Source organism: Trinickia sp. Y13 (assembly GCF_029522115.1).
Taxonomy (GTDB): domain Bacteria; phylum Pseudomonadota; class Gammaproteobacteria; order Burkholderiales; family Burkholderiaceae; genus Trinickia.
This window is the reverse complement of the sequence record NZ_JAKWFK010000011.1, coordinates 64,166-83,206: the sequence shown is the minus strand read 5'-3', so window position 1 is coordinate 83,206 and position 19,041 is coordinate 64,166. Positions and strand designations below refer to the sequence as shown.

General features: G+C 63.6%; 16 protein-coding genes. 5 read left to right on the top strand and 11 right to left on the bottom strand.

Annotated features, from left to right (window positions below):
- Nucleotides 1-2: 2 nt before the first annotated feature.
- The 3 genes from MMB74_RS19390 (at nucleotide 3) to MMB74_RS19380 (ending at nucleotide 2,877) form a co-directional block, all read left to right on the top strand.
- Nucleotides 3-1,547 carry an aminotransferase class V-fold PLP-dependent enzyme gene (locus MMB74_RS19390; RefSeq protein WP_277430293.1) on the top strand — a complete coding sequence of 515 codons (1,545 nt, stop codon included), beginning with the start codon at nucleotides 3-5 and terminating at the stop codon, nucleotides 1,545-1,547.
- A 25-nt stretch (nucleotides 1,548-1,572) separates the two neighbouring features.
- The gene (locus tag MMB74_RS19385; RefSeq protein ID WP_277430292.1) at nucleotides 1,573-2,457 is read left to right on the top strand and encodes an MBL fold metallo-hydrolase; all 885 of its coding nucleotides are present in this window, start codon (nucleotides 1,573-1,575) and stop codon (nucleotides 2,455-2,457) included.
- A 75-nt stretch (nucleotides 2,458-2,532) separates the two neighbouring features.
- Nucleotides 2,533-2,877 carry a DUF3088 domain-containing protein gene (locus MMB74_RS19380; protein WP_277430291.1) on the top strand — a complete coding sequence of 115 codons (345 nt, stop codon included), beginning with the start codon at nucleotides 2,533-2,535 and terminating at the stop codon, nucleotides 2,875-2,877.
- Between the two features lie 178 nt (nucleotides 2,878-3,055).
- On the opposite strand, the gene MMB74_RS19375 is transcribed toward MMB74_RS19380, so the two are convergent.
- Nucleotides 3,056-3,268 (bottom strand): hypothetical protein, encoded by a 213-nt coding sequence (locus MMB74_RS19375; RefSeq protein WP_277430290.1) that lies wholly within the window; start codon nucleotides 3,266-3,268, stop codon nucleotides 3,056-3,058.
- A 305-nt stretch (nucleotides 3,269-3,573) separates the two neighbouring features.
- On the opposite strand from MMB74_RS19375, the gene otsA reads away from it, so the two are divergent.
- Entirely contained in the window at nucleotides 3,574-4,983 is a 1,410-nt protein-coding gene (otsA, locus tag MMB74_RS19370; RefSeq protein ID WP_277430289.1) for an alpha,alpha-trehalose-phosphate synthase (UDP-forming), read from the top strand.
- A gap of 51 nt (nucleotides 4,984-5,034) precedes the next feature.
- On the opposite strand, the gene MMB74_RS19365 is transcribed toward otsA, so the two are convergent.
- The 8 genes from MMB74_RS19365 to MMB74_RS19330 all read right to left on the bottom strand — a co-directional run bounded on the left by MMB74_RS19365 (nucleotide 5,035) and on the right by MMB74_RS19330 (nucleotide 15,689).
- Nucleotides 5,035-5,748 (bottom strand): DUF4396 domain-containing protein, encoded by a 714-nt coding sequence (locus MMB74_RS19365; protein ID WP_277430288.1) that lies wholly within the window; start codon nucleotides 5,746-5,748, stop codon nucleotides 5,035-5,037.
- Nucleotides 5,749-5,941: 193 nt separating this feature from the next.
- Nucleotides 5,942-7,687, bottom strand: coding sequence for a penicillin-binding protein 2 (locus MMB74_RS19360; protein ID WP_277430287.1), 1,746 nt, complete (start codon nucleotides 7,685-7,687; stop codon nucleotides 5,942-5,944).
- Entirely contained in the window at nucleotides 7,684-8,076 is a 393-nt protein-coding gene (locus tag MMB74_RS19355) for a hypothetical protein (protein WP_277430286.1), read from the bottom strand. Before MMB74_RS19355 ends, MMB74_RS19360 begins: the two co-directional genes overlap by 4 nt.
- Nucleotides 8,077-8,203: 127 nt before the next feature.
- Nucleotides 8,204-9,052, bottom strand: coding sequence for a serine hydrolase (locus tag MMB74_RS19350; RefSeq protein WP_277430285.1), 849 nt, complete (start codon nucleotides 9,050-9,052; stop codon nucleotides 8,204-8,206).
- 11 nt (nucleotides 9,053-9,063) lie between these two features.
- Entirely contained in the window at nucleotides 9,064-10,149 is a 1,086-nt protein-coding gene (locus tag MMB74_RS19345) for a peptidoglycan DD-metalloendopeptidase family protein (protein WP_277430284.1), read from the bottom strand.
- Nucleotides 10,150-10,604: 455 nt separating this feature from the next.
- Complete coding sequence (locus MMB74_RS19340; RefSeq protein ID WP_277430283.1) at nucleotides 10,605-11,798, bottom strand: mechanosensitive ion channel family protein; 1,194 nt, start codon at nucleotides 11,796-11,798, stop codon at nucleotides 10,605-10,607.
- 388 nt (nucleotides 11,799-12,186) lie between these two features.
- Nucleotides 12,187-14,517 (bottom strand): filamentous hemagglutinin N-terminal domain-containing protein, encoded by a 2,331-nt coding sequence (locus MMB74_RS19335; protein ID WP_277430282.1) that lies wholly within the window; start codon nucleotides 14,515-14,517, stop codon nucleotides 12,187-12,189.
- Between the two features lie 281 nt (nucleotides 14,518-14,798).
- The gene (locus MMB74_RS19330) at nucleotides 14,799-15,689 is read right to left on the bottom strand and encodes a LysR substrate-binding domain-containing protein (RefSeq protein ID WP_277430281.1); all 891 of its coding nucleotides are present in this window, start codon (nucleotides 15,687-15,689) and stop codon (nucleotides 14,799-14,801) included.
- Nucleotides 15,690-15,860: 171 nt separating this feature from the next.
- Between MMB74_RS19330 and MMB74_RS19325 the strand changes: the two genes are divergently transcribed.
- Nucleotides 15,861-17,444 (top strand): MFS transporter, encoded by a 1,584-nt coding sequence (locus MMB74_RS19325; RefSeq protein WP_277430280.1) that lies wholly within the window; start codon nucleotides 15,861-15,863, stop codon nucleotides 17,442-17,444.
- On the opposite strand, the gene MMB74_RS19320 is transcribed toward MMB74_RS19325, so the two are convergent.
- Together MMB74_RS19320 and flhC are read right to left on the bottom strand one after the other, a co-directional pair.
- Nucleotides 17,434-18,252, bottom strand: a complete 819-nt coding sequence (locus MMB74_RS19320; RefSeq protein WP_277430279.1) for an alpha/beta hydrolase — start codon at nucleotides 18,250-18,252, stop codon at nucleotides 17,434-17,436. The genes MMB74_RS19325 and MMB74_RS19320 overlap by 11 nt on opposite strands.
- A 258-nt stretch (nucleotides 18,253-18,510) precedes the next feature.
- Nucleotides 18,511-19,035: a flagellar transcriptional regulator FlhC gene (gene flhC / locus MMB74_RS19315; RefSeq protein WP_277430278.1), complete on the bottom strand. Its 525-nt coding sequence runs from the start codon at nucleotides 19,033-19,035 to the stop codon at nucleotides 18,511-18,513.
- Nucleotides 19,036-19,041: the final 6 nt, after the last annotated feature.

Sequence of the window (19,041 nt, the reverse complement as noted above, 5' to 3'; positions counted from 1 at the left end):
TCATGAGTATGAGTGGCAATCTTCGATACTTCGACTATGCAGCAACTACCCCTGCCGATCCGCAGGTGATCGAATCGATGTCCGAGTGTTTGGGTATCGACGGCGTGTTCGGCAATCCCGCTTCGAGTTCACATGCCGCGGGGACGGCCGCTCGCGATAAGGTGGAGCACGCGCGACAGCAGGTGGCTCAGCTGATCGGCGCGGATGCCCAAGAGATCGTTTGGACATCCGGCGCGACGGAGTCGAACAATCTCGCGCTGAAGGGCTATGCCGAAATGGCCACGTCGAAGCGGCACCTGGTCACGAGCCAGATCGAGCACAAGGCGATTCTCGATACGATGGCCAGCCTTGAAAAACGCGGGATGTCGGTCACGTTCATCCGACCGACGGCCGACGGGGAAATCACGGCGGACGCGGTCGCTGCCGCGGTAGGCTCGCAAACGGGACTCGTGTCGCTGATGCTCGTCAACAACGAAGTGGGCACGCTGACCGATGTTGCAGCCATCGCACCGGTCGTCCATGCGGCGGGCGCACTTCTGCACGTCGACGCCGCACAGGCGCTCGGCAAGACGCCGATCGACGTCAAAGCGCTCGGCATCGACTTGTTGTCCATGTCCGCTCACAAGGTGTATGGACCGAAAGGCATTGGCGCGTTGTATGTCAGTCGCGAGGCGGCCGAGCGAATCGCGCCACAGATGCATGGGGGCGGTCATGAGTCGGGGCTCCGGTCGGGGACCCTGGCAACGCATCAGATCGTCGGCATGGGCACGGCATGCGAGTTGGCTTCGGCCAACATGGCAGGCGATAGTGCACGTATTGGCGGACTGAGTGCGAGGCTGTTGGATGCGGTGCTGGCGCTCGACGGCGTTACGCAGAATGCGCGCGCAGCACGCCGCATTCCTCACACGTTGAGCCTGACGGTCCGCTTGACGGGGTTTTCTCCGTCGCTGCTCGGGGACGAACTCGCGGTGTCGTCCACGTCGGCGTGCAACTCTGCGGCCGGAACCCCTTCTCACGTGCTGACTGCGCTGGGTCTCGACGCCGATGCGGCGAGTCGCACGGTACGTTTCAGCCTCGGCCGGTACACCACGCAAGACGACGTGGATTTTGCCATTGCGTGTTTTCAGCGAGTCGTTCGCGCATGCCGCCAGAACGAGACGATTGCTGGCCGGCAGATGTTGCGCGAACCATCCGGACGCACTGGGGAGACGCGCTTCACGAAGATATCGCCTGAGTTTGCCATCGCGCCTCAGTTGTCGGGCGACGACCTCGAAGTCGTGCGTACCGAGGGCTTCAGGACGGTCATTTGTAACCGGCCGGATGGTGAGGAGCCTGGGCAGCCTACGTTTTCCGCGATCGCCGAGGCTGCCGGACGCCTCGATATCGAGGCTCGCTATCTGCCGGTGGTCGCCGGCAAGATCAGCGAATCGGATCTCACGGCGTTTGCCGCGTATATCGAGACGTTGCCCAAGCCGGTGTTGGCGTATTGCCGTACGGGAAAGCGAGCGGAGCTCCTGTGGAGCATGTCGGCAACACGGCAAAAATAGCCGACACCGAATCGAGGACAGTGCCATGAGCCACATGCCGGTCATGTCGGTCGAAGGCTTCTTCGACCCAGCTACGAGCACGGTGAGTTACCTGCTGTTCGATACATCGAGTCGCGACTGTGCGCTGATCGACAGCGTACTCGACTACGATCCGCGATCTGGGCGTACCCGCACGACAAGCGCCGACCGACTCATCGCACGCGTATCGGAACTCGGCGCTAGGGTCCGCTGGCTGCTGGAGACGCACGTCCATGCGGATCACCTCTCTGCGGCGCCCTATCTGAGGCGTCGCGTCGGTGGCGCGATTGCAATTGGCGCGCAAGTGCGGTGCGTGCAGCATGCGTTCGGGCGATTGTTCAACAAAACACTGAGTACCACATCCGACGCGAGTCCGTTCGATCGTTTGCTCGACGATGGCGATGTGCTGCCGCTTGGCGCGTTGTCGATTCGCGCCATCCACACGCCAGGTCATACGCCGGCCTGTATGACTTATTTCATCGACGACGGCATCGAGCGGGCGGCGTTCGTGGGGGATACTTTGTTCATGCCCGATTACGGCACAGCGCGCTGCGACTTTCCAGGCGGCGACGCCCGTGAGCTGTACCGTTCCATTTCGCGCTTGCTGGATCTGCCGCCCGATACGCGTCTTTATACGTGCCACGACTATCAACCCGGGGGGCGCGGTGTCCAATACGCATGCACGGTTGTAGACCAGCGGCGCGCGAACGTGCATGTGCATGACGGCGTCACCGAGGACGAGTTCGTCGCGATGCGGGCCGCGCGCGACGCGACGCTCGACATGCCGGTGCTGATGCTGCCCGCGGTGCAGGTCAACATGCGTGCCGGGCATCTGCCTGATCCCGAAGGCAACGGCGTGCGCTATCTGAAGATTCCACTCGACGCAATTTGAGCGGGTGCGGATCCAATGAAGCGGAGTTCGCTGCCCAGCCGGGAACCCACTCCCCAACCAATAGCGAGACGTGCCATGAAAGACAAGTTGTTCATGCTTCGCCCAGGCTTCTTTAGCGGATCCGAGGGGCCGTTGTACTGCAGCGATGCGGTGGCGATCGAAGGTATGCTGAGCTTTTTTCCTCAGCTTCGCAGCGCGATAGAGGTCGAGTACATCGATGCGCCGCGGCCGCGAAAGGCGATCGTCGAAGTAATCGGCGAAGAGAACCAGTCAACTCCGGTGCTCGTGCTCGGCGACGCGCAAGTGGTGAAAGGCCCCGGCGTCACGGTGAAAGAGCACGCGGGGAAGCGCTTCATCAACGCACCCGATGACATTCGGCGGTACTTGTCGTCGCAGTATGGGGTGGCTGGCGCTTCGTGATGTGCGCCGCCCCTAGCACATCGTCCGTCGGCTGGTATCGCTCGCGGCGCACGCTAATCCCGCGCGCCTAGCGTCGCTTGCGCAATCGCCAAGCCGGCGCGCTCGCCAACCGCGAAGCCGATCTCCCGAAGGAAACCGGCATCGCCGTTAAGCGTCGTAGTTCGTCACTATATCGCGCCTACGCAGTGACATTGACCGTACCGCCGACCATCTGGCCGTTGGCATTCACAACCGGCCGCGACGCTGCGGCGGCGATGGCTTGGCTGCCGCCATCGTCGCTGTCGCCGTCGTGATCGGGACCGACTTCGCGTGCTTCGTTTCCCCCGGAAGCAGAGTGCGTGGATTGTGCCGCCAAGCTCATTGCATTGGCGTTGATGGGTGAGAGGGTCATGCGTGGACCTCTTGAGTGTAGGTGGATCGGTGATGGCAACCCAACGCGCCTGCCCGGTCTAATGGCAGTTGCGAGCACGCGGGGCACGCTCATGATGCACCGCCAACATTAAGGCTTCCTGATGGCGGGCTGCCGAGCGCCTCGCCGCACTCTACCGCAGCGCACAGCCCAACCAATCGACAGTGGGGTGGAACGCGTATGTTACGATTGAATACATTCCATCCTAGAAAATGGGAGTTGGTATGGCATTCGCCCCACGAGCTATGTCGATCTGTTTACTCAGTGTGAATTAATATGGGGATCCAGTGAGTCGTTTGGTTGTTGTTTCGAATCGTGTTGCCGACCCGAGCAAAGCTGCGGCAGGAGGGCTTGCGGTCGCAGTCAAAGAAAGTCTGCAACAGACGGGCGGTCTCTGGTTCGGTTGGAGCGGGAAAATCCGTGGAGAGACGCCTGGCGGCGCCGATCACGGTGACGTTAAATTGCAGGCAGTCGGCAACGTTCACCTCGCTACCTTGGATCTGAGCCAGCAGGACTATGACGCGTACTACCTCGGATATGCCAATGGGGTATTGTGGCCGGTGTTTCATTACCGGCTCGATCTCGCTAACTTCGACGTGCGGTTTGCCGCTGGATACCGGCGCGTCAATCGGCTATTCGCCCATAAGCTGTTGCCTTTATTGCGGCCTGATGATGTCATTTGGATTCACGACTATCATCTGATTCCCCTCGCGGCAGAATTGCGTGCAATGGGATGTGCCAACCGCATCGGCTTTTTCCTGCATGTTCCGATGCCGCCGCCCTTGATCATGGCGGCAATTCCGGAACACGAATGGTTGATGCGTTCCCTGTTTGCGTATGACCTCGTTGGCTTCCAGAGTGAAGTCGATGTGACGCATTTTGCGCGCTACGTCGAATCCGAGGCCGGCGCCGAGTCCTTGTCGGACGGTAGCCTTCGGGCGTTCAATCGGACCGTGCGCGTGGGCGCCTTCCCGATCGGTATCGACGTCGATGAGTTCAACAAGCTCGCCAATGGGCGGGACGGGGTGGACATGTTTCGCCGGATGCGCGAAGAGTACTCGCGGCGCCGCCTATTGCTCGGCGTCGACCGGCTCGATTATTCGAAAGGGCTGCCACAACGCGTCCACGCATTCCGCGAACTTCTTGCCACCTACCCCGAGAATCGCGGCAGCGCGACGTTGATCCAGATTGCCTCGCCAAGCCGCGAAGACGTCGGCGCCTATGACGACCTGCGTCGTCAGATGGATAGTTTGTGCGGCGAGATCAATGGCGATTACGGCGAACTGGATTGGATGCCGGTGCGTTACATCCATCGCAATGTCGCTCGAAAGCGTTTGCCCGGCTTGTATCGTGCAAGCCGCGTTGCGCTCGTGACGCCGCTGCGCGACGGGATGAACCTGGTCGCCAAGGAGTTTATCGCCGCCCAGGATCCTGCCGACCCGGGCATGCTGGTGTTGTCGCGGTTCGCCGGCGCCGCGGAGCACTTGAAGGAAGCGCTGCTGGTCAACCCTTACGACACGCAAGGAACGGCGCACGCCATTCAGCGAGCACTGACAATGTCGCCGGATGAGCGTATCAACCGCCACGCCGCGCTCATGAGTCGAATCCGCCAGTTCGATGTTCATTGGTGGAGCTCGAGCTTCTTGGCCGCGCTGGAAGGGACCGGGGGGCATGAGGATGCAGGCTGCGCGGCTTGAGTTTGGGGCGAGCTTGTCAGCGCGCCGTACGAAGGCGCAATCTCGGGAAGCTCACATCTTTTCCTTCAGGCCCTTCCGTATTAGCCACCAATTGGCGGGATAGCTGGTCGCGAATCCCGCCAACATGGCGAGTTGCATCGCGAACCAGAACTCGGGGCTCGCGACTTCGGCAACGCCGCCGTAGGCAGGCTTGAACCATAAGAACTGGATGATGGCCATGAGGCCATACATGCCGATCTGCCAGGCCGTTATCGAAGCGATATCGGCCTTCAGCGCCGCTATCACGCCTTGCCAGGGCGATAGGTCGCGCATCGGCTTGATCGTGAAGTACTGGAATACGATGCCGAGCAGAAACGCCAAGAGGAAGTCCGGTATCCAGACGGCAAAGGTTTTTTCCGCGAACACGGTGTGCCAACCGAACCACACGGCCACAACGGGAAAGATGAAAGCGCCCCACTCGGCGATGAGGTCGCCGAGCGCACAACCGGCGCCGCAATGGCTAGTTCCCTTCAGAACCATTGCTGCAAACGGCGGCTTCGTGTTTTCGTGTCCCCCGACCGGTGAATTGCGCCCCCAAGCATAGTAGGCGCCCAGCCAGACGAACGTGCCGAATAGCGCGGTCACCGGCCACACCACGTTCATGATCCACATCTTTTGCGGTTGTCGGATCTCGTCGGCTGCGATCACCAGCGCGCAAAGTCCGCCGAGTGCGATCCACGCGAGCGAAAGGTAGCGTAGCCAGTCCGGAAAAGTCCCGTAGGTCATGAGTCGATCCCATTTTCGTGTCAGGTCAAGCGCCGTCGATAGCGGCAAGCATGAGCCTCCAAGCAGCCCGCGTTCCCGGTTCGGCGTTGGGATCGCGGCGCCGGTGCGCGGACTGTCCGCGGACTGTCCGCGGCGATCGGGCAGCCGGGCAGGGAGGCACGGGGCGATGGAACGAAGCGACGCGCGCGCCGGATCAGGTCGCGGGCGCTTGCGCAGAAGGGGCGGTGGCCGTGAGTTCGTTGGGCGAGACGTTGAGAATGCGCATGGTCCTCGCCGCGATATCGGCGAAGGCCGGCCCCGAGACCGCGCCGCCGAAGTGCGAGCCCTTGCTCGGCCGATCGATCGAGACGGCAATGATCACGCGAGGCGCGCTCGCCGGCACGATCCCCACGAAGGACGCACGATACTGGTCGTGGTCGTAGCCGGTCGCGGTCCAGCGGTACGCGGTGCCGGTCTTTCCCGCGACCGTGTAGCCCGCGACCTGTGCCTGCGGCGCAGTGCCGTCTTTCGACACGACGCTTTTGAGCATCGCTAGCACTTCGCGCGCGACGCGCGCCGAATAGACGCGCCGGCCTTCGATGTGGGCGGCGCTGCGCGCATGAATCGTCGCGGGGACGAATACGCCATCGTTCGCGAAGACGGTGTAGACCTGCGCGAGCTGCAGCAACGAGGCCGACAGGCCGTAGCCGTATGACATCGTCGCCTGTTCGATGCGCCGCCAGTGCTGATACGGGCGCACGCCACCAGCTGCCGCACCGGGCAGCCCCGCGGACGGCGCACGTCCCAGTCCCACCGCGCGGAAGTTGTGCCACATCTCACGCGGCTTTAGCAGCAACGCGATCTTCGTCGTGCCGACGTTGCTCGATTTCTGGATCACCTGAGAAACCGTCAGCACGCCGAAATTCGCATCGTCGTGAATCACCGCATGGTCGAGCCGCAAGCGGCCGCCGTCGGTGGTCACGATCGAATCGGGCGTGACGATTCGGCGCTGGAGCGCAAGCGCGATCGTCAGCGGCTTGAGCACCGAGCCCGGCTCGAAGACATCCGTTACCGCACGGTTGCGAATCTGTCGGCCGCTGCGCGCCGCGCGCTGGTTCGGATCGTAGGTGGGCCAGTTCGCCATCGCGAGGATTTCGCCGGTATGCGCGTCGAGCACGACGGCGGAGCCCGCTTTGGCGCCGGTGCGACGCACCGCATCCCGTACCGCATGAAAGGCGGCGAACTGGATCGACCGGTCGATGGACAGCCGGATGTCCCGCCCCGGCTTCGGCCCGACGAAATCCAACGTATCGATGATCTGACCGCGCGCATTGCGCAACACCCGCCGGTTGCCGTCGATGCCCGTAAGGATGCGGTCGTCGACACGTTCGACGCCTTCCTGACCCTTGCCGTCCACGCCAGCGAAACCCGTCACGTGCGCGGCGATCTGACCTTCGGGGTAGAACCGCCGATAGTCCCGCTCGGCATAGAGGCCCGGTATATCGAGACGCATCGCGGCGTCCGCGGTCGCGAGCGGCACCTGCCGCCGCAGATAGGCGAAAGCGCGATGCTCGCGATACACGTGCGCGACACGCTCGGTGTCGATGCCGAGCAGAGCGGCCACTGACGTCAGCTTGCTCTGCGCGATGTTCGGCACGTCGCGCGCATCCACCCAAAGCGCACGCGTGGGTAGGCTCATCGCGAGGATGTGGCCGTTGCGATCGAGAATGCGGCCGCGCGCCGCATGCACGGTGAAGTCGCGGATCTGGCGGATATCGCCCTGAAGTTGGTAAAAGCCATCGTTGATGCATTGCACCCAGAAAGCGCGTGCGATCAAGACGAAGAAGGCCAAAGCGAAGGCTGCGCCCAACAGCGCCGATCGCAATCGGAGTCGCACATGCAGGCTGTTGCCCAGCACTTCCGATTGTTTGAATCCATGAGGGTCGCGTGGCCGATTCATGACTTCGGGACGTCCGGTGCGTCGTCCGCTCCATCGTTCGCGTCCGGATCCAGACAGCCGCGCACCATGGACCCGTAAAGCGGGGCGACATGGCGCCTGCGGAAGTATTCGACGCGCGCGTACTGCCCGTCCGGCACCACGCGCAGACCGATCGGCGCGCCCCTAAACAACGATTCGGCGCGCAGCGTGATCGCCCCGCCGCGTTCGCCACGATGCAAGCGCCGCGTGCCCTGTTTCCAGCGATGCGCTACGCACCCCGCGACCGCGGACGCTGGAACAGTGGATCGCGCAGTGAAGACGGGCGATAGCGAGAAGACGCTTTCGTGGCGCGAGCAAGCCACGAGCAGCAAGCAAAGCGCCGCCGCAATTGCCATGTGCCAAGCGTTCATGGATTTCTCCCGATGCAATCCGGCCAGATGTCGACACCATCGATGGGATGGCATCACGCTATGACATAAAGGGCCATCCGTCCGAACCCGAACCATCTTGCGCGACTTCGCGTATGAGCGTGGCGATTCAATGACGGCGGCCTTCGAGCAGCCAGCGCCGCAGATCGATGGCGTCCTGAAAGTGAGCCTGAGGGGACGGATCGCCGAGCAGCACGATTAGCATCATGTGGCCGCGCACCGGCGTCATGACGATCAGGCAGTGCCCCGCTTCATTGGTGAAGCCCGTCTTTTGCAATGGGACGTGCCACGCGACAACGTGCACGAGCGGATCCGTGTTGTGATACATCAGCGGTCCCGCGCCGCCCAGCACGAGCTTTCGATGCGACGTCGAATACAGACGTATCCGCCGATACCGGTACGCGGCGCGTGCGAGTCGCGTCAAGTCCCGCGCGGTCGACACATTGCGCGGCGACAGCCCGGTCGGATCCACGAAGCGGCTGTGTCGCATGTGGAGGCGTCTTGCCTTGCGATTCATCGCGCGCACGAATCCGGCGCGCCCGCCCGGATAGTCGCGGCTCAGCGCGAAGGCCGCGCGATTCTCCGACGACATCAATGCAATGTGCAGCATCGTGCGCCTGAGCAGCAGCGAGCCGACCGGCAGGCGCGAGCGCGACCACTTGAGCCGGTCGACGTCGGCGTTCGTGATGCGCGCCGGCCGGATGAGCGAGCGCTTGGAGTCGATCACCACCATGGCCGTCAGCAGTTTCGTGAGGGACGCAATGGGCAGGCGCTGATCGGGATGCTTCGCGTAAAGCGTTCGTCCGGTCGTGAGATCGACCACCATCGCAGCGCGTGCGAGCACCGCGGGGCGGGGCCGATGGCGCTGCGCGTGGGCGCGCGCGCGTGCGAACGCGGGATCGGCGAAGGTAAGGGGCCCGATGCACAGCGCGAGGAAGAGAATTGGCCACAGACGCATCGTTCTCGCGCTCAAAACAGCGCGGCGAGACGATTCGCGCGCTGCGCGAATTGCTTGCGCTCGTTGCCGTGCAACGGCGTGTCGCCCGGCAACGTCACGGTGAGCGGATTGCGCGCGACGTCGGCGACGCGCACTTCGTAGTGCAGGTGCGGGCCGGTCGCCCAGCCGGTCTTGCCGACGTAGCCAATGACTTGTCCGCGCCGCACGTGCGCGCCGCGATGCAGCCCCCGGGCGAAACGCGACAGATGCGCGAACGCCGTTTGATACGGCGGCACGTTGTCGATCACGACGATCTTGCCGTAACCGGTTTCCCAACCGATGTACGAGATCGTGCCGCGGGCGGTCGCGTGAACCGGGGTGCCCACCGGCGCGGCAAGATCGACCCCATCGTGGCTTTGCCATTGATGCGTGACGGGGTCGAGTCGACGTGCGGCGAAATTCGACGATACGCGAGTGAACGCAAGCGGATAGCGCGCGAACCCCGGCGCGCCCGATCGGCCGTTGGCCGTGTAGTAGAACGGCTTGCCTCGCAAATCGCGATGCAGGAACAGATCGTGATCCGTGTCGCCGTGCGAGATGCGCACCGCAAGGGGCATCTCGTCGGTGGCGTGCGCGCTGCTGGCCGCATCGATGGCATGGGCGGGCGGCATCACGAGGCTGACGATGTCGCCCTTGCGCAGATCGCGGCGGAAATCGATCTGTCCGGCGAACGCGTGCGCGAGCAACCCGGTCACGCTCGCATTGACGCCGAGGCGCCGCATCGCTTCGGCGAAACTCGAATCGATGGTCACGGATCGGGCGATTGGACCGGACGGAGAGGCGGGTGTGCCCCCGGCAGGCGAACGACCGGAAGGCGCGTCGTTGTAGAGCGTGTTCGCAGACGAGGCAGCGTCCGGCTGGGCCGCGCGCAGCGTATCGGCATCATGCGTGTCGCGCGCAGCGGGCGACGGCCCAGCGGCGGGCAGTGTCTCGTCGTCGGAATGGGAGTTGCGGCCGACCGGCGAGAGCATGACGGCGACGCAAGCTGAACTGATCGCGCAAAAGAGTACGGCTTTGCCGATGCGCGTCGTGGGCACGACGAGTGCAGGGAGGGCCATGGATGACGACGGGAGAAGCGGTGAGTGGAGTGGCGGCGGGCTCGGGGGGGACGCCCAGTCCTCGGCGATCGCGACCGGCGCGGGGGCCGGAATGCCTGCGAGGACGAAATTTGCGCGGATGCCGATGCGCGTGGCGGCGGCAGCTATTCGCGCTGCGCGTGCAGGAACTCGCCGGGAAGCGAGTGCCATGCGAAGTCGGGTAAACGTACGTCGGACATCGAACTGCGCGCCGCCAAGGAAGATCTTCAGGAAGGGCTTACCGTAGATAGCCAGACTTAAGTGAAACTTAAAAGGCGCTCGGTATTTCGCAGGAAATTCGCCGCGAAGCCTCATCGAGAAAGCCGCCTGCGCGGGCGCCAGGCGGTAAGGGTCGGAACCGATGACCGGCACAGGCCGGCAGACGTGAGCTGGCCCCGAGCATCGTAAACAGACTTCGAGCAACGGATGTGCTCCGGCTAGGACTGCTGCTGCGGCGACGTAGCGCGCGTCTCCGGGGGCAGCGAGTTCAACCCCGCGCGCACGCCCTTGCCAGCCGAGGCGGCCGGTCGTTCGTGGGCGCGTCCATCGTTTGGCCGCGTGCTCGCAAGCGAGGCCGCCTCGGCTCCGGGGGCCAGGTGGACCGTATGCGTCGGGAAAGCGAAACTGAGGCCCGCCCGATAGAGCCCGTCCATGAGCTCGAGATTGATGCGCTGTTGCACGTCCATGTAGAGGTTGTAATCCGGATCCGTCACGTAGTACACGACCTCGAAGTCCAACGAACTGGCGCCGAAGGCCTTGAAATGTGCGCGGTCGAAACGCGTGTTGCCGGTATGCTCCACAGCCTGCTTGACGAGCGCGGGCACGGCCTTCAATTGCTCGGTCGTGGCATCGTAGGTGACGCCGAATCCGAACAAGATGCGGCGTTCCTTCATTCGCTTGTAATTGTGGATCGTGTTCTTGAGCAGTGCGGTGTTGCCGCAGACGATCTCCTCTCCGCTCAAACTGCGAATCCGTGTGGTCTTGAGCCCGATGTGCTCGATACTGCCCGCAATGTCGTTGAAGACGATGAAGTCTCCGATCTCGAACGGCTTGTCCAGTCCGATGGCGAGGGACGCCAGCACGTCGCCGAGAATGTTCTGCACCGCGAGAGCAACCGCCACGCCGCCGACGCCCAAGCTGGCGACGAACGCCGTGATGTCGACGCCCATGTTGGCAAGGATTGCGAGGACGAGAATGGTCCACAGCAGTGTGCGCGTGATCCAGGCGCCCATGGTCGTGATGACCGGATTGTGCGTGGTGGCGCCTTGAGGGCTCAACCGTTGCTGAGCCCACAACGTAACCGCACGGTTCAGCCACGACGCTATCTGGAAGCCGATCACCAAAAACCACAAATGATCGAGCCGGTTGCTCCATTTGTCCGGGATCGAGAGAAAGTTCGAGCCTGTGAGCAGGGCGGCAGCAACGAGTGTCAGCCGGTTGGTGCCTTTCAGCAGCAGCACTACGATGTCATCGAAGCGGGTGGACGTTCGTTCGGCGATTGCAGCCAGCCGAGCCACGACCAATCGGAGGACCCAACTGAGGGCCAGGTAGGTAACGAGCGCCGCGGCGATTGCGTAAGACCACTCGATGGCCGATATCCCCATGAAAGCGTTGAGATCCAACCACTTCATCTGTTTTCCCCTTGGTTCTTTGAAATTGAGCGATGCAAAAAACGGCGGTCGCCGTACCGCTTGGTACGGTACGTACGCGAATGCGCGATTTAGTTCCCCGAATCGTAGGCGAGCGGGGGAAACTGGGTCCCGACCGAGGGGCGATGCGGTCGAAGCGGAGCGTGGCGTCGGCGCGGGGGCGACGTGGTGCGCGGGGGCATCTCGCCGCTTGCTTGGGGCTCTCGTGCCGATGCTCGCTGCTAGCCGAGCGCCTGACGCCTGACGCCTGAGGCCGGGGCAGCCATGCATCGGCGCGCAGGGCGGCCGCTGCACTGCGCCGTGCGTCGTCGATAGCCGCACCGCCATCGAGGCGGCAGCGGCGCGGATCAACGTGGCGCGGGAAGAACGCCTACAGCAGGGGCGAAGATGTCGCGCTCGATCCCGAGCCGGCCGTCGGCGCGGCCTGCCAGCGCAATTGCGGAAACGTGGAGCCGGCGGGCATGACCCAGGCGCCGGCCGCGCTGAAGTCCCATCCCGCGAAGCTGGCCGGGTCGCTCATTTGTGCGGTGGTCAAGCCGTTTTGCGCCGGTACGCCGCCGCCGTCGGTCGCCATGCCGGACGTTTGCGCATTCCAATAGTCGTTGCCGCCCCCGCCGGTGCCCGCCCCGATCAACCCGCCTGCGCCGCCACCCGGGCCGTACCAGTACGAGCCGCCGCCGCCCGAGACGGCGCCCGTGGAGAACGACTGCGTGATCGTGCCGTTGCTGCGGCCGGCGAGTCCGCCCACGAACGCCCAGCCGCCGCCGCTGATGTCGCCGGTCGCATAAGACTGCGTGATGACGCCGTTGTTGTCCGCGACCAAGCCGCCCAGATCCCCGGACCCCGGCCCGCCGGAAAAGTCGGGCATGCCGCGGATGCCGGCGCTGCTCCACGATTGCGCGATCGTGCCGTTGTTCTGGCCGACGAGGCCTCCCGCGGAATAGGTCGAGCCGGGGCCGAAATCGTTGAAAGAGAGCGCACCCGTCGAATGCGAGCGGGTGATGAGTCCGTCGTTCTCCTGCGTCAGCAAGCCGGTGGTGCAAGCATCGGCATAGCAGTGCCCGAAGGAAATGCCGCTATTGGTCACGCCCAAGTTGCGCACCACGCCGGTCGCGCCGATTTGAGCGAACAGGCCCGCAGTGCTCGTCGACGGGCGATCGATCACGTGACCAAGGCCGTCGAATTGCCCTGTGAACGCGGCGCCTCCGATCATGATCGCGCTGCCGTTCGCGTCGATGTCGCGGCCCAGAGCATAGTTGCCTGCGAGATTTTGCGAGACGTTCTGCAAGTCGTTCACCGAATTGACGAGGCGATACGCCGTCAGTTGCGTCACGATGCCGGTTTCGAGCGCGGGTTTGACCCAGCCGGAATTGCCCACCAGCGTCCCGGGCACATACGTTCCGTTCATGTCGGAATACATGGCGACGATGCCGGTGCTCTTGGACCAATCGATCGTGCCGACGCTCAGCACCCCGCCGCCGTTGTCGATGCCGGTCGCATCCGCGCGCAGCGTGAGATTGCCGCCGCCCGTGTTGGCGATCGTCTTGCCGCTACCGAGCGTTACCGCGCGAAACGCATCGAGCGCAAGCGAAGCGTTTCCATTCCAAGCAAGATTCGATATGACGTTGATGTCGCCTTCGCTCCCGGCAGCGCCCGTGGTCCGTACATCGATCGACGTGCCTGCGTTCAAGCTGCGCGAGAACGCGGCCGCGGCCGTGCCGTCGATTTTGTAGCTCGGCGTCGTGAGGGTCCACGTGCCGGCTGTGACGGTCGGCGTGCAATTGCCGCAGAACGTGAGCGTGCCCGCCACGGTGTCGACGGCGCCGCCGGTGCCGTCCGCGTTCGCGGCCGTGATCGCCTGCGGCAGTTCGACGGTCCCGGTATCGGCGACGAGCCAGACGTGGCCGTCGCGAGTGGCCGTCCCGGTCGCGCGAATCGCATCGTGATTGCCGGACAGCGCGTAGACGTTGCCGTCCGCCGCTTGCAAGCTCACTTGCGCGGCCGCAACGACGCCGCTGTCGAGCACGGTGCCTTTGCTGCCGCTTTGCACGAACACTTGTCTGCCCGTGGACGAATCCTGCAGCAGAATCTGGCGTCCCGCGGCGAGCTCGGCGGTGCCGTGCGGCGCGCTGATGGCACCCGCGTTTTCCACCTTGCCCGCCGCGACGAGAAAGACGTCGCCCTGCGTCGATCCGATCTTGCCGAGATTGACGACGTTTTGATTCGACGAGCCCGTGAGCGTGAGCGGGCCGCCGTTCATGAACGAGCTGTTGTCGACGTCGAGCGTCGATGCGACGAAACGGCCGCCGGTCGTGACGACGCCGGTCGAGCCGACCACGATGCCCTGCGGGTTGATCACGTAAAGGCTGCCGGTGGCCGAGAGCGAGCCCAGTATCGAGGAGGCGTTGCCGCCGGTGACACGATTGAGCGTCGCGCCATTGCCGTTGTTGAACGTCACTTGGTTGCCGCTGCCGATCGAGAAACTGTTCCAGTCGATGATTCCGCGCGCCGTGCTTTGATTCACGGTCAGCGCCGATCCGCTTGTGGCGATGGAGCCGGTGCCCGCCGCGAACTGCCCTCCTTGCGGTAGCGTCCCCGCATTCGCGGCGGACATCGTTGCAAGCATGGCGGCGATGACGGCGCACGCCTGCGATATAGGCCTTTGCTTGGCCGGCGCGAGCGAGTGGATTGGGCGTTGCATGCTGCCTCCTCATTGTTGGATAGCGTGAATCTCGAATCGGTTTTATCGTTTCGTTGGCGAAGCGAATGGCGCTCGCTGTGCTCGTTCGAGACGCATTTCGCTTATGCGGGTTTAGCGTCGAATGGCGCCTGGCAGGGAATATGGATACCGTCGGATTATTGAATCAATTCGCGGCTTTCGAACCGCCGGATTCGGACGATGATTCGTGCTTTTGAGTCAGATCGTTCGTCGCGCCCGAATACTGGCGGCTCATGCGTTGAGCGGGTTTTGACAGGCCGGTCTTAATTGCCGCCGAGCTGCTCCGCCAGGAAATCGACGAAGACGCGCAGCCTCGGCAGCATGTGCCGGTTCGTCGGCCAAAGCGCACGAAATACGCCCTCCACGGTTCGAGAGGATTCCAACGCCAGGCGCAAACGTCCTTCCGTCAGCGCATCGCGCGCCACGAAGTCCGGCATATAAGCGATCCCAAGCCCTTGGATGGCGGCCGACAGTACCGCCTCCGCGTTATTGAGGATCAGCGGCGTCGCGACGCCCGCGCCCAGGAGCGGCGATTCGCCATCGACGATCCATTCCTGCAGTTTGCCGCTGGAGCGGTACTTGAAGCGCAGGCAAACATGATTGGCGAGTTCGCTGGCGTGTTGGGGCACGCCGTGCCGCGCGAAGTACTCGGGCGATGCGCAGACGACGAATCGATACGGCCCGAGGCGCTTCGCTTTCAGGCGTGAATCGGCCGGCTCTCCGCCGCGAATGACGACGTCGAAACCCTCTTCGATGACGTCGACGAGCCGATCACTGAAATCCAAATCGAGTTCGACTTCGGGATACAGGGAGCGAAATCGCGGAATGACCGGCAGCAATAAGCGATAGCCGATTGCCGGCATGCTGACGCGCAATCGGCCGCGCGGTGCGACGGTTGCTTTGGATAATTCGGCTTCGGCGTCTTGGATTTCCTGCAGTGCATTGCGGCATCGCTCGAAAAAAATCGCGCCCTCTTCGGTCAAATTGATTTGACGCGTGCTTCGATGAAACAGTCTAACCCCGAGATTTTCCTCTAATTTGGCGACGCTTTTTCCGACGGCGGACGCGGAAACCCCAAGTGCGCGGGCCGCAGTGACGAAACTGCGGGTTTCGGCGGCACGAACGAAAGCGACGAGCCCACTAAGTGAATCCATGAAATCGGTCGATTAAGGAGTATTTGTCCTGATAGAGCGGAATGCGGGCTCATTTAAACACACTCGTGGGGCTTTTAATATTGTCGCCGGCGCCGTCGTTCGCTGCCGGGTGCCGTTCGCACACCGCTTGCGCGCTACGGCGAAACGCAAACTTCGTTCGAGGATTCGAGAATGCGCAATCCCGCTGTCCCAACGCATAGCGCCACCGAGAAGCTGTTGATCTTGGGCGCCGTCTGCCTGGCCGGGCTGTCGATGCCGGTCAGTTTCACCGGACCGGCGGTCGCCCTGCCGGCCATTGCCCAGGCGCTGGGAGGCTCGCCGCTCGCGCTCAATTGGGTCACCAACGCCTTTATGCTGGCCTTCGGCAGTTGCCTGCTCGTCGCCGGCGCCCTGGCCGATCGCTTCGGCCGCAAACGCGTGTTTTTATGCGGCACGCTCGGCTTCGCGCTGTCCTCGATCATTGCGACGCGCGCCTCCAGCATGCTCGCGGTCGATCTGTTGCGCGCCCTGCAAGGCGTAGCGGGGGCTGCCGCGCTATCGGCCGGCGCGGCGGCGCTCGCGCAGGAGTTCGAAGGCGAAGCGCGCACGCGCGCTTTCAGCGTGCTTGGTACGACGTTCGGCGTCGGCCTTGCGTTCGGCCCGATCATCGCCGGCGCATTGATCGCCCATTTCGGTTGGCGCTCGGTGTTCTGGAGCGTCACCGTCATTACGCTCGTCGCTTTCGTGTTCGGCGCAAAGTGCATTCGCGAAACCCGCGATCCGGAGGCGACGGGCCTCGATTGGCTCGGTGCAGCGAGTTTCACTTGCGGGCTGACGCTGTTCACCTATGCGCTTTTGCGCGTGCCCGACAGTGGTTGGATCAGCGCACCCGTGCTCGGCCTGCTGGCGGCATCGTCTGTCGTGATGGCCGCCTTCGTGCTCGTCGAAAACCGCGCGCAGCGGCCCTTGCTCGATCTATCGCTGTTCCGGTACTCGCGCTTCATCGGCGTGCAGTTTCTCGCGGCGGCGCCGGCCTATTCCTATGTCGTGTTACTCGTCCTGCTGCCGATTCGCTTTATCGGCATCGAGGGGTACGGCTCGGTGGCCGCGGGCCAAATGATGTTCGCTCTATCGGCGCCGATGCTCGTCGTCCCGATGGTGGCCGGCTGGATGACGCGTTGGTTGGCGCCAGGCCTCATTGCCGGCGCCGGCTTGCTGCTGTGTGCGTGCGGCCAACTGTGGCTCGCCCAATGCGCGCCGGGGCAACCCATCGTGCCGATGCTGGCCGCGATGTTCGTCATCGGCGTGGGCGTGAGCTTGCCATGGGGCTTGATGGATGGACTTGCGGTGAGCGTAGTGCCGAAGGAGCGCGCGGGCATGGCGGCGGGCATGTTCAACACGACGCGCGTCGCAGGGGAGGGCATCGCGCTCGCCATCGTCGCAGCGCTGCTCGCGAGCTTCACCGAGACGAGCCTGCGCGGCGCCGCGTTCGCGGGAGCGGGCGCCGCCATGCTCGGCGAGGCGGCCAATCGATTGGCGATGGGCGACTTGGCGTCCGCCGTCGCGATCCTGCCGCACGCCACCAGCGCCGAACTCGTGCAATTCTACGGCGGCGCGTTTCATTCACTGCTCTACGTCTTGGCTGCGATCACCGTACTCTCCGCTTTGATGGTTTTCGGCTTTCTCCGCCATTCGCGCTTGCCTCATGACCGAGCGAGCGGATTGTCCGCCGAGCCAGCGCCGCGGCCGGCCCCGGCGGATGCGGTCATTCAGTGACGGCCTGCCGCCGCATGAAATCCCACATGTCCGCATGCAATTGCTCCATGTGCGTGTACAACAACCCATGCGGCGCGCCGGGATAGATTTTCAACCTGCAATCAGGGATCAATTCCGCCGAGGGCAATCCCCCCACCTCGAGCGCAACCGAGCGATCGCGCTCGCCATGCACGATCATCGCCGGCACGTCGATGCGCCGCATCTCCGCGCGAAAATCCGCTTCGACCAGCGCGCGGCTGCAGGCGAGCGCGACCGGTACCGATGCCTGCAGAATCGTCGTCCCCCATCGCATCATGGCGGGCGAGGTTTCGGGCACGAAGAACGGCGGCAATGCGCTTTCCACCCAGCTCGGATAGTCGCGGCGCCATAGCGCCCACAGCGCTTCGAACTGCTCGCGCGGCATGCCGCCCGGGTTGTCTTCGGTCTTGAGCAGCATCGGCGTCGTCGGCGCGAGCAGAATGATCCGCGCAACGCGCTTGCTGCCATGCCGGGTCAAATAACGCACGATGTCGCCGCTTCCCATCGAGTGCGAGACGAGCGTGATTTCGTTCAGGTCGCGTTGCTCGATGAAGGTCGCGAGATCGGCGGCGAAAGTGTCGAAGTCGTAGCCGCGCGGCGGTTGATCGGAACGCCCATGACCGCGTCGATCCAGGCTGATGCAGCGCATGCCGCCCTCGCCGAACTCGGCGAACTGGTAGTCCCACATCGAGCTGCCGCAACCCATCGCGCTGATGAACAGCATGGGCGCGCCGCTGCCCCATTCACGCCAATAGAGTTCGGTCCCGTCGTTCGCGGTGATGAAAGGCATTGCGCTCTCCTTCGGTTATCGATGCTGTGATGCCATCGTAGAGAGAAGAGCGCGCCGAATCGATTACCTGCGAGGTAAGCGAACCTCCAACGCTGCGTGTGGGGGCTTGCCGGTATCGATAGTCGTTCCTGCAATAGCGAATTTCGAATTCACTCGCGACGGCTATCGCTGCGGCGTTTGCCGCGTTCTGGCGCCATCAACCGGCTGGGCTGCAAGCGCTGCTCGCGGGCTAGCGCACGCTGGCGCGCTAGCGGGTTCTCAGTTCAGCGTCTTGGCTTTCTTGCCGGCGCGAGACGGCGGCTGGCACATCACGCACGCCTTCGTGCGGGGCAGATCGTGCTTGTAGGAGACGAACTTGCCCTTGCAGCGGCAGCATTGATGCATCTCCAAGATCCCGCCGTTGAAGAAGCGCACGAGCGTCCACGCGCGGGTCAAATCCAGATGCACCTCCAAGCCCGCGTTCGCGCAGTGCTCGCGATAGAGGCGATAGCCTTTGGTCAGCGAATCGACGTGCGAGCAACGCGCTTCTTGTTTCAAGAACGAGTACGTGTGATAGAAGAGCGACGCGTGGATATTCGCTTGCCACGTCATATACCAATCCGCCGAGGAGGGCAGCATGCCCTTGGGCGGCGATTCGGATTTGACTTCGCGATAGAGGCGAATCAGGCGTTCGCGCGAGAGCGAGAGTTCCGACTCGAGCACTTGCATGCGGGCGCCGAGTTCGATCAGCGCTACGGCGCGCGAGACTTCTTGGGCTTCTTCGATCAGGCTCGTCTTGGGCATGGCTGG

Excerpts from the sequence above, each read along its gene's own strand:
- MMB74_RS19390 (WP_277430293.1), top strand. The coding sequence starts at position 3 with ATGAGTATGAGTGGCAATCTTCGATACTTCGACTATGCAGCAACTACC.
- MMB74_RS19385 (WP_277430292.1), top strand. The coding sequence starts at position 1,573 with ATGAGCCACATGCCGGTCATGTCGGTCGAAGGCTTCTTCGACCCAGCT.
- MMB74_RS19380 (WP_277430291.1), top strand. The coding sequence starts at position 2,533 with ATGAAAGACAAGTTGTTCATGCTTCGCCCAGGCTTCTTTAGCGGATCC.
- MMB74_RS19375 (WP_277430290.1), bottom strand. The coding sequence starts at position 3,268 with ATGACCCTCTCACCCATCAACGCCAATGCAATGAGCTTGGCGGCACAA.
- MMB74_RS19365 (WP_277430288.1), bottom strand. The coding sequence starts at position 5,748 with ATGACCTACGGGACTTTTCCGGACTGGCTACGCTACCTTTCGCTCGCG.
- MMB74_RS19360 (WP_277430287.1), bottom strand. The coding sequence starts at position 7,687 with ATGAATCGGCCACGCGACCCTCATGGATTCAAACAATCGGAAGTGCTG.
- MMB74_RS19355 (WP_277430286.1), bottom strand. The coding sequence starts at position 8,076 with ATGAACGCTTGGCACATGGCAATTGCGGCGGCGCTTTGCTTGCTGCTC.
- MMB74_RS19350 (WP_277430285.1), bottom strand. The coding sequence starts at position 9,052 with ATGCGTCTGTGGCCAATTCTCTTCCTCGCGCTGTGCATCGGGCCCCTT.
- MMB74_RS19345 (WP_277430284.1), bottom strand. The coding sequence starts at position 10,149 with ATGGCCCTCCCTGCACTCGTCGTGCCCACGACGCGCATCGGCAAAGCC.
- MMB74_RS19340 (WP_277430283.1), bottom strand. The coding sequence starts at position 11,798 with ATGAAGTGGTTGGATCTCAACGCTTTCATGGGGATATCGGCCATCGAG.
- MMB74_RS19335 (WP_277430282.1), bottom strand. The coding sequence starts at position 14,517 with ATGCAACGCCCAATCCACTCGCTCGCGCCGGCCAAGCAAAGGCCTATA.
- MMB74_RS19330 (WP_277430281.1), bottom strand. The coding sequence starts at position 15,689 with ATGGATTCACTTAGTGGGCTCGTCGCTTTCGTTCGTGCCGCCGAAACC.
- MMB74_RS19325 (WP_277430280.1), top strand. The coding sequence starts at position 15,861 with ATGCGCAATCCCGCTGTCCCAACGCATAGCGCCACCGAGAAGCTGTTG.
- MMB74_RS19320 (WP_277430279.1), bottom strand. The coding sequence starts at position 18,252 with ATGCCTTTCATCACCGCGAACGACGGGACCGAACTCTATTGGCGTGAA.
- flhC (WP_277430278.1), bottom strand. The coding sequence starts at position 19,035 with ATGCCCAAGACGAGCCTGATCGAAGAAGCCCAAGAAGTCTCGCGCGCC.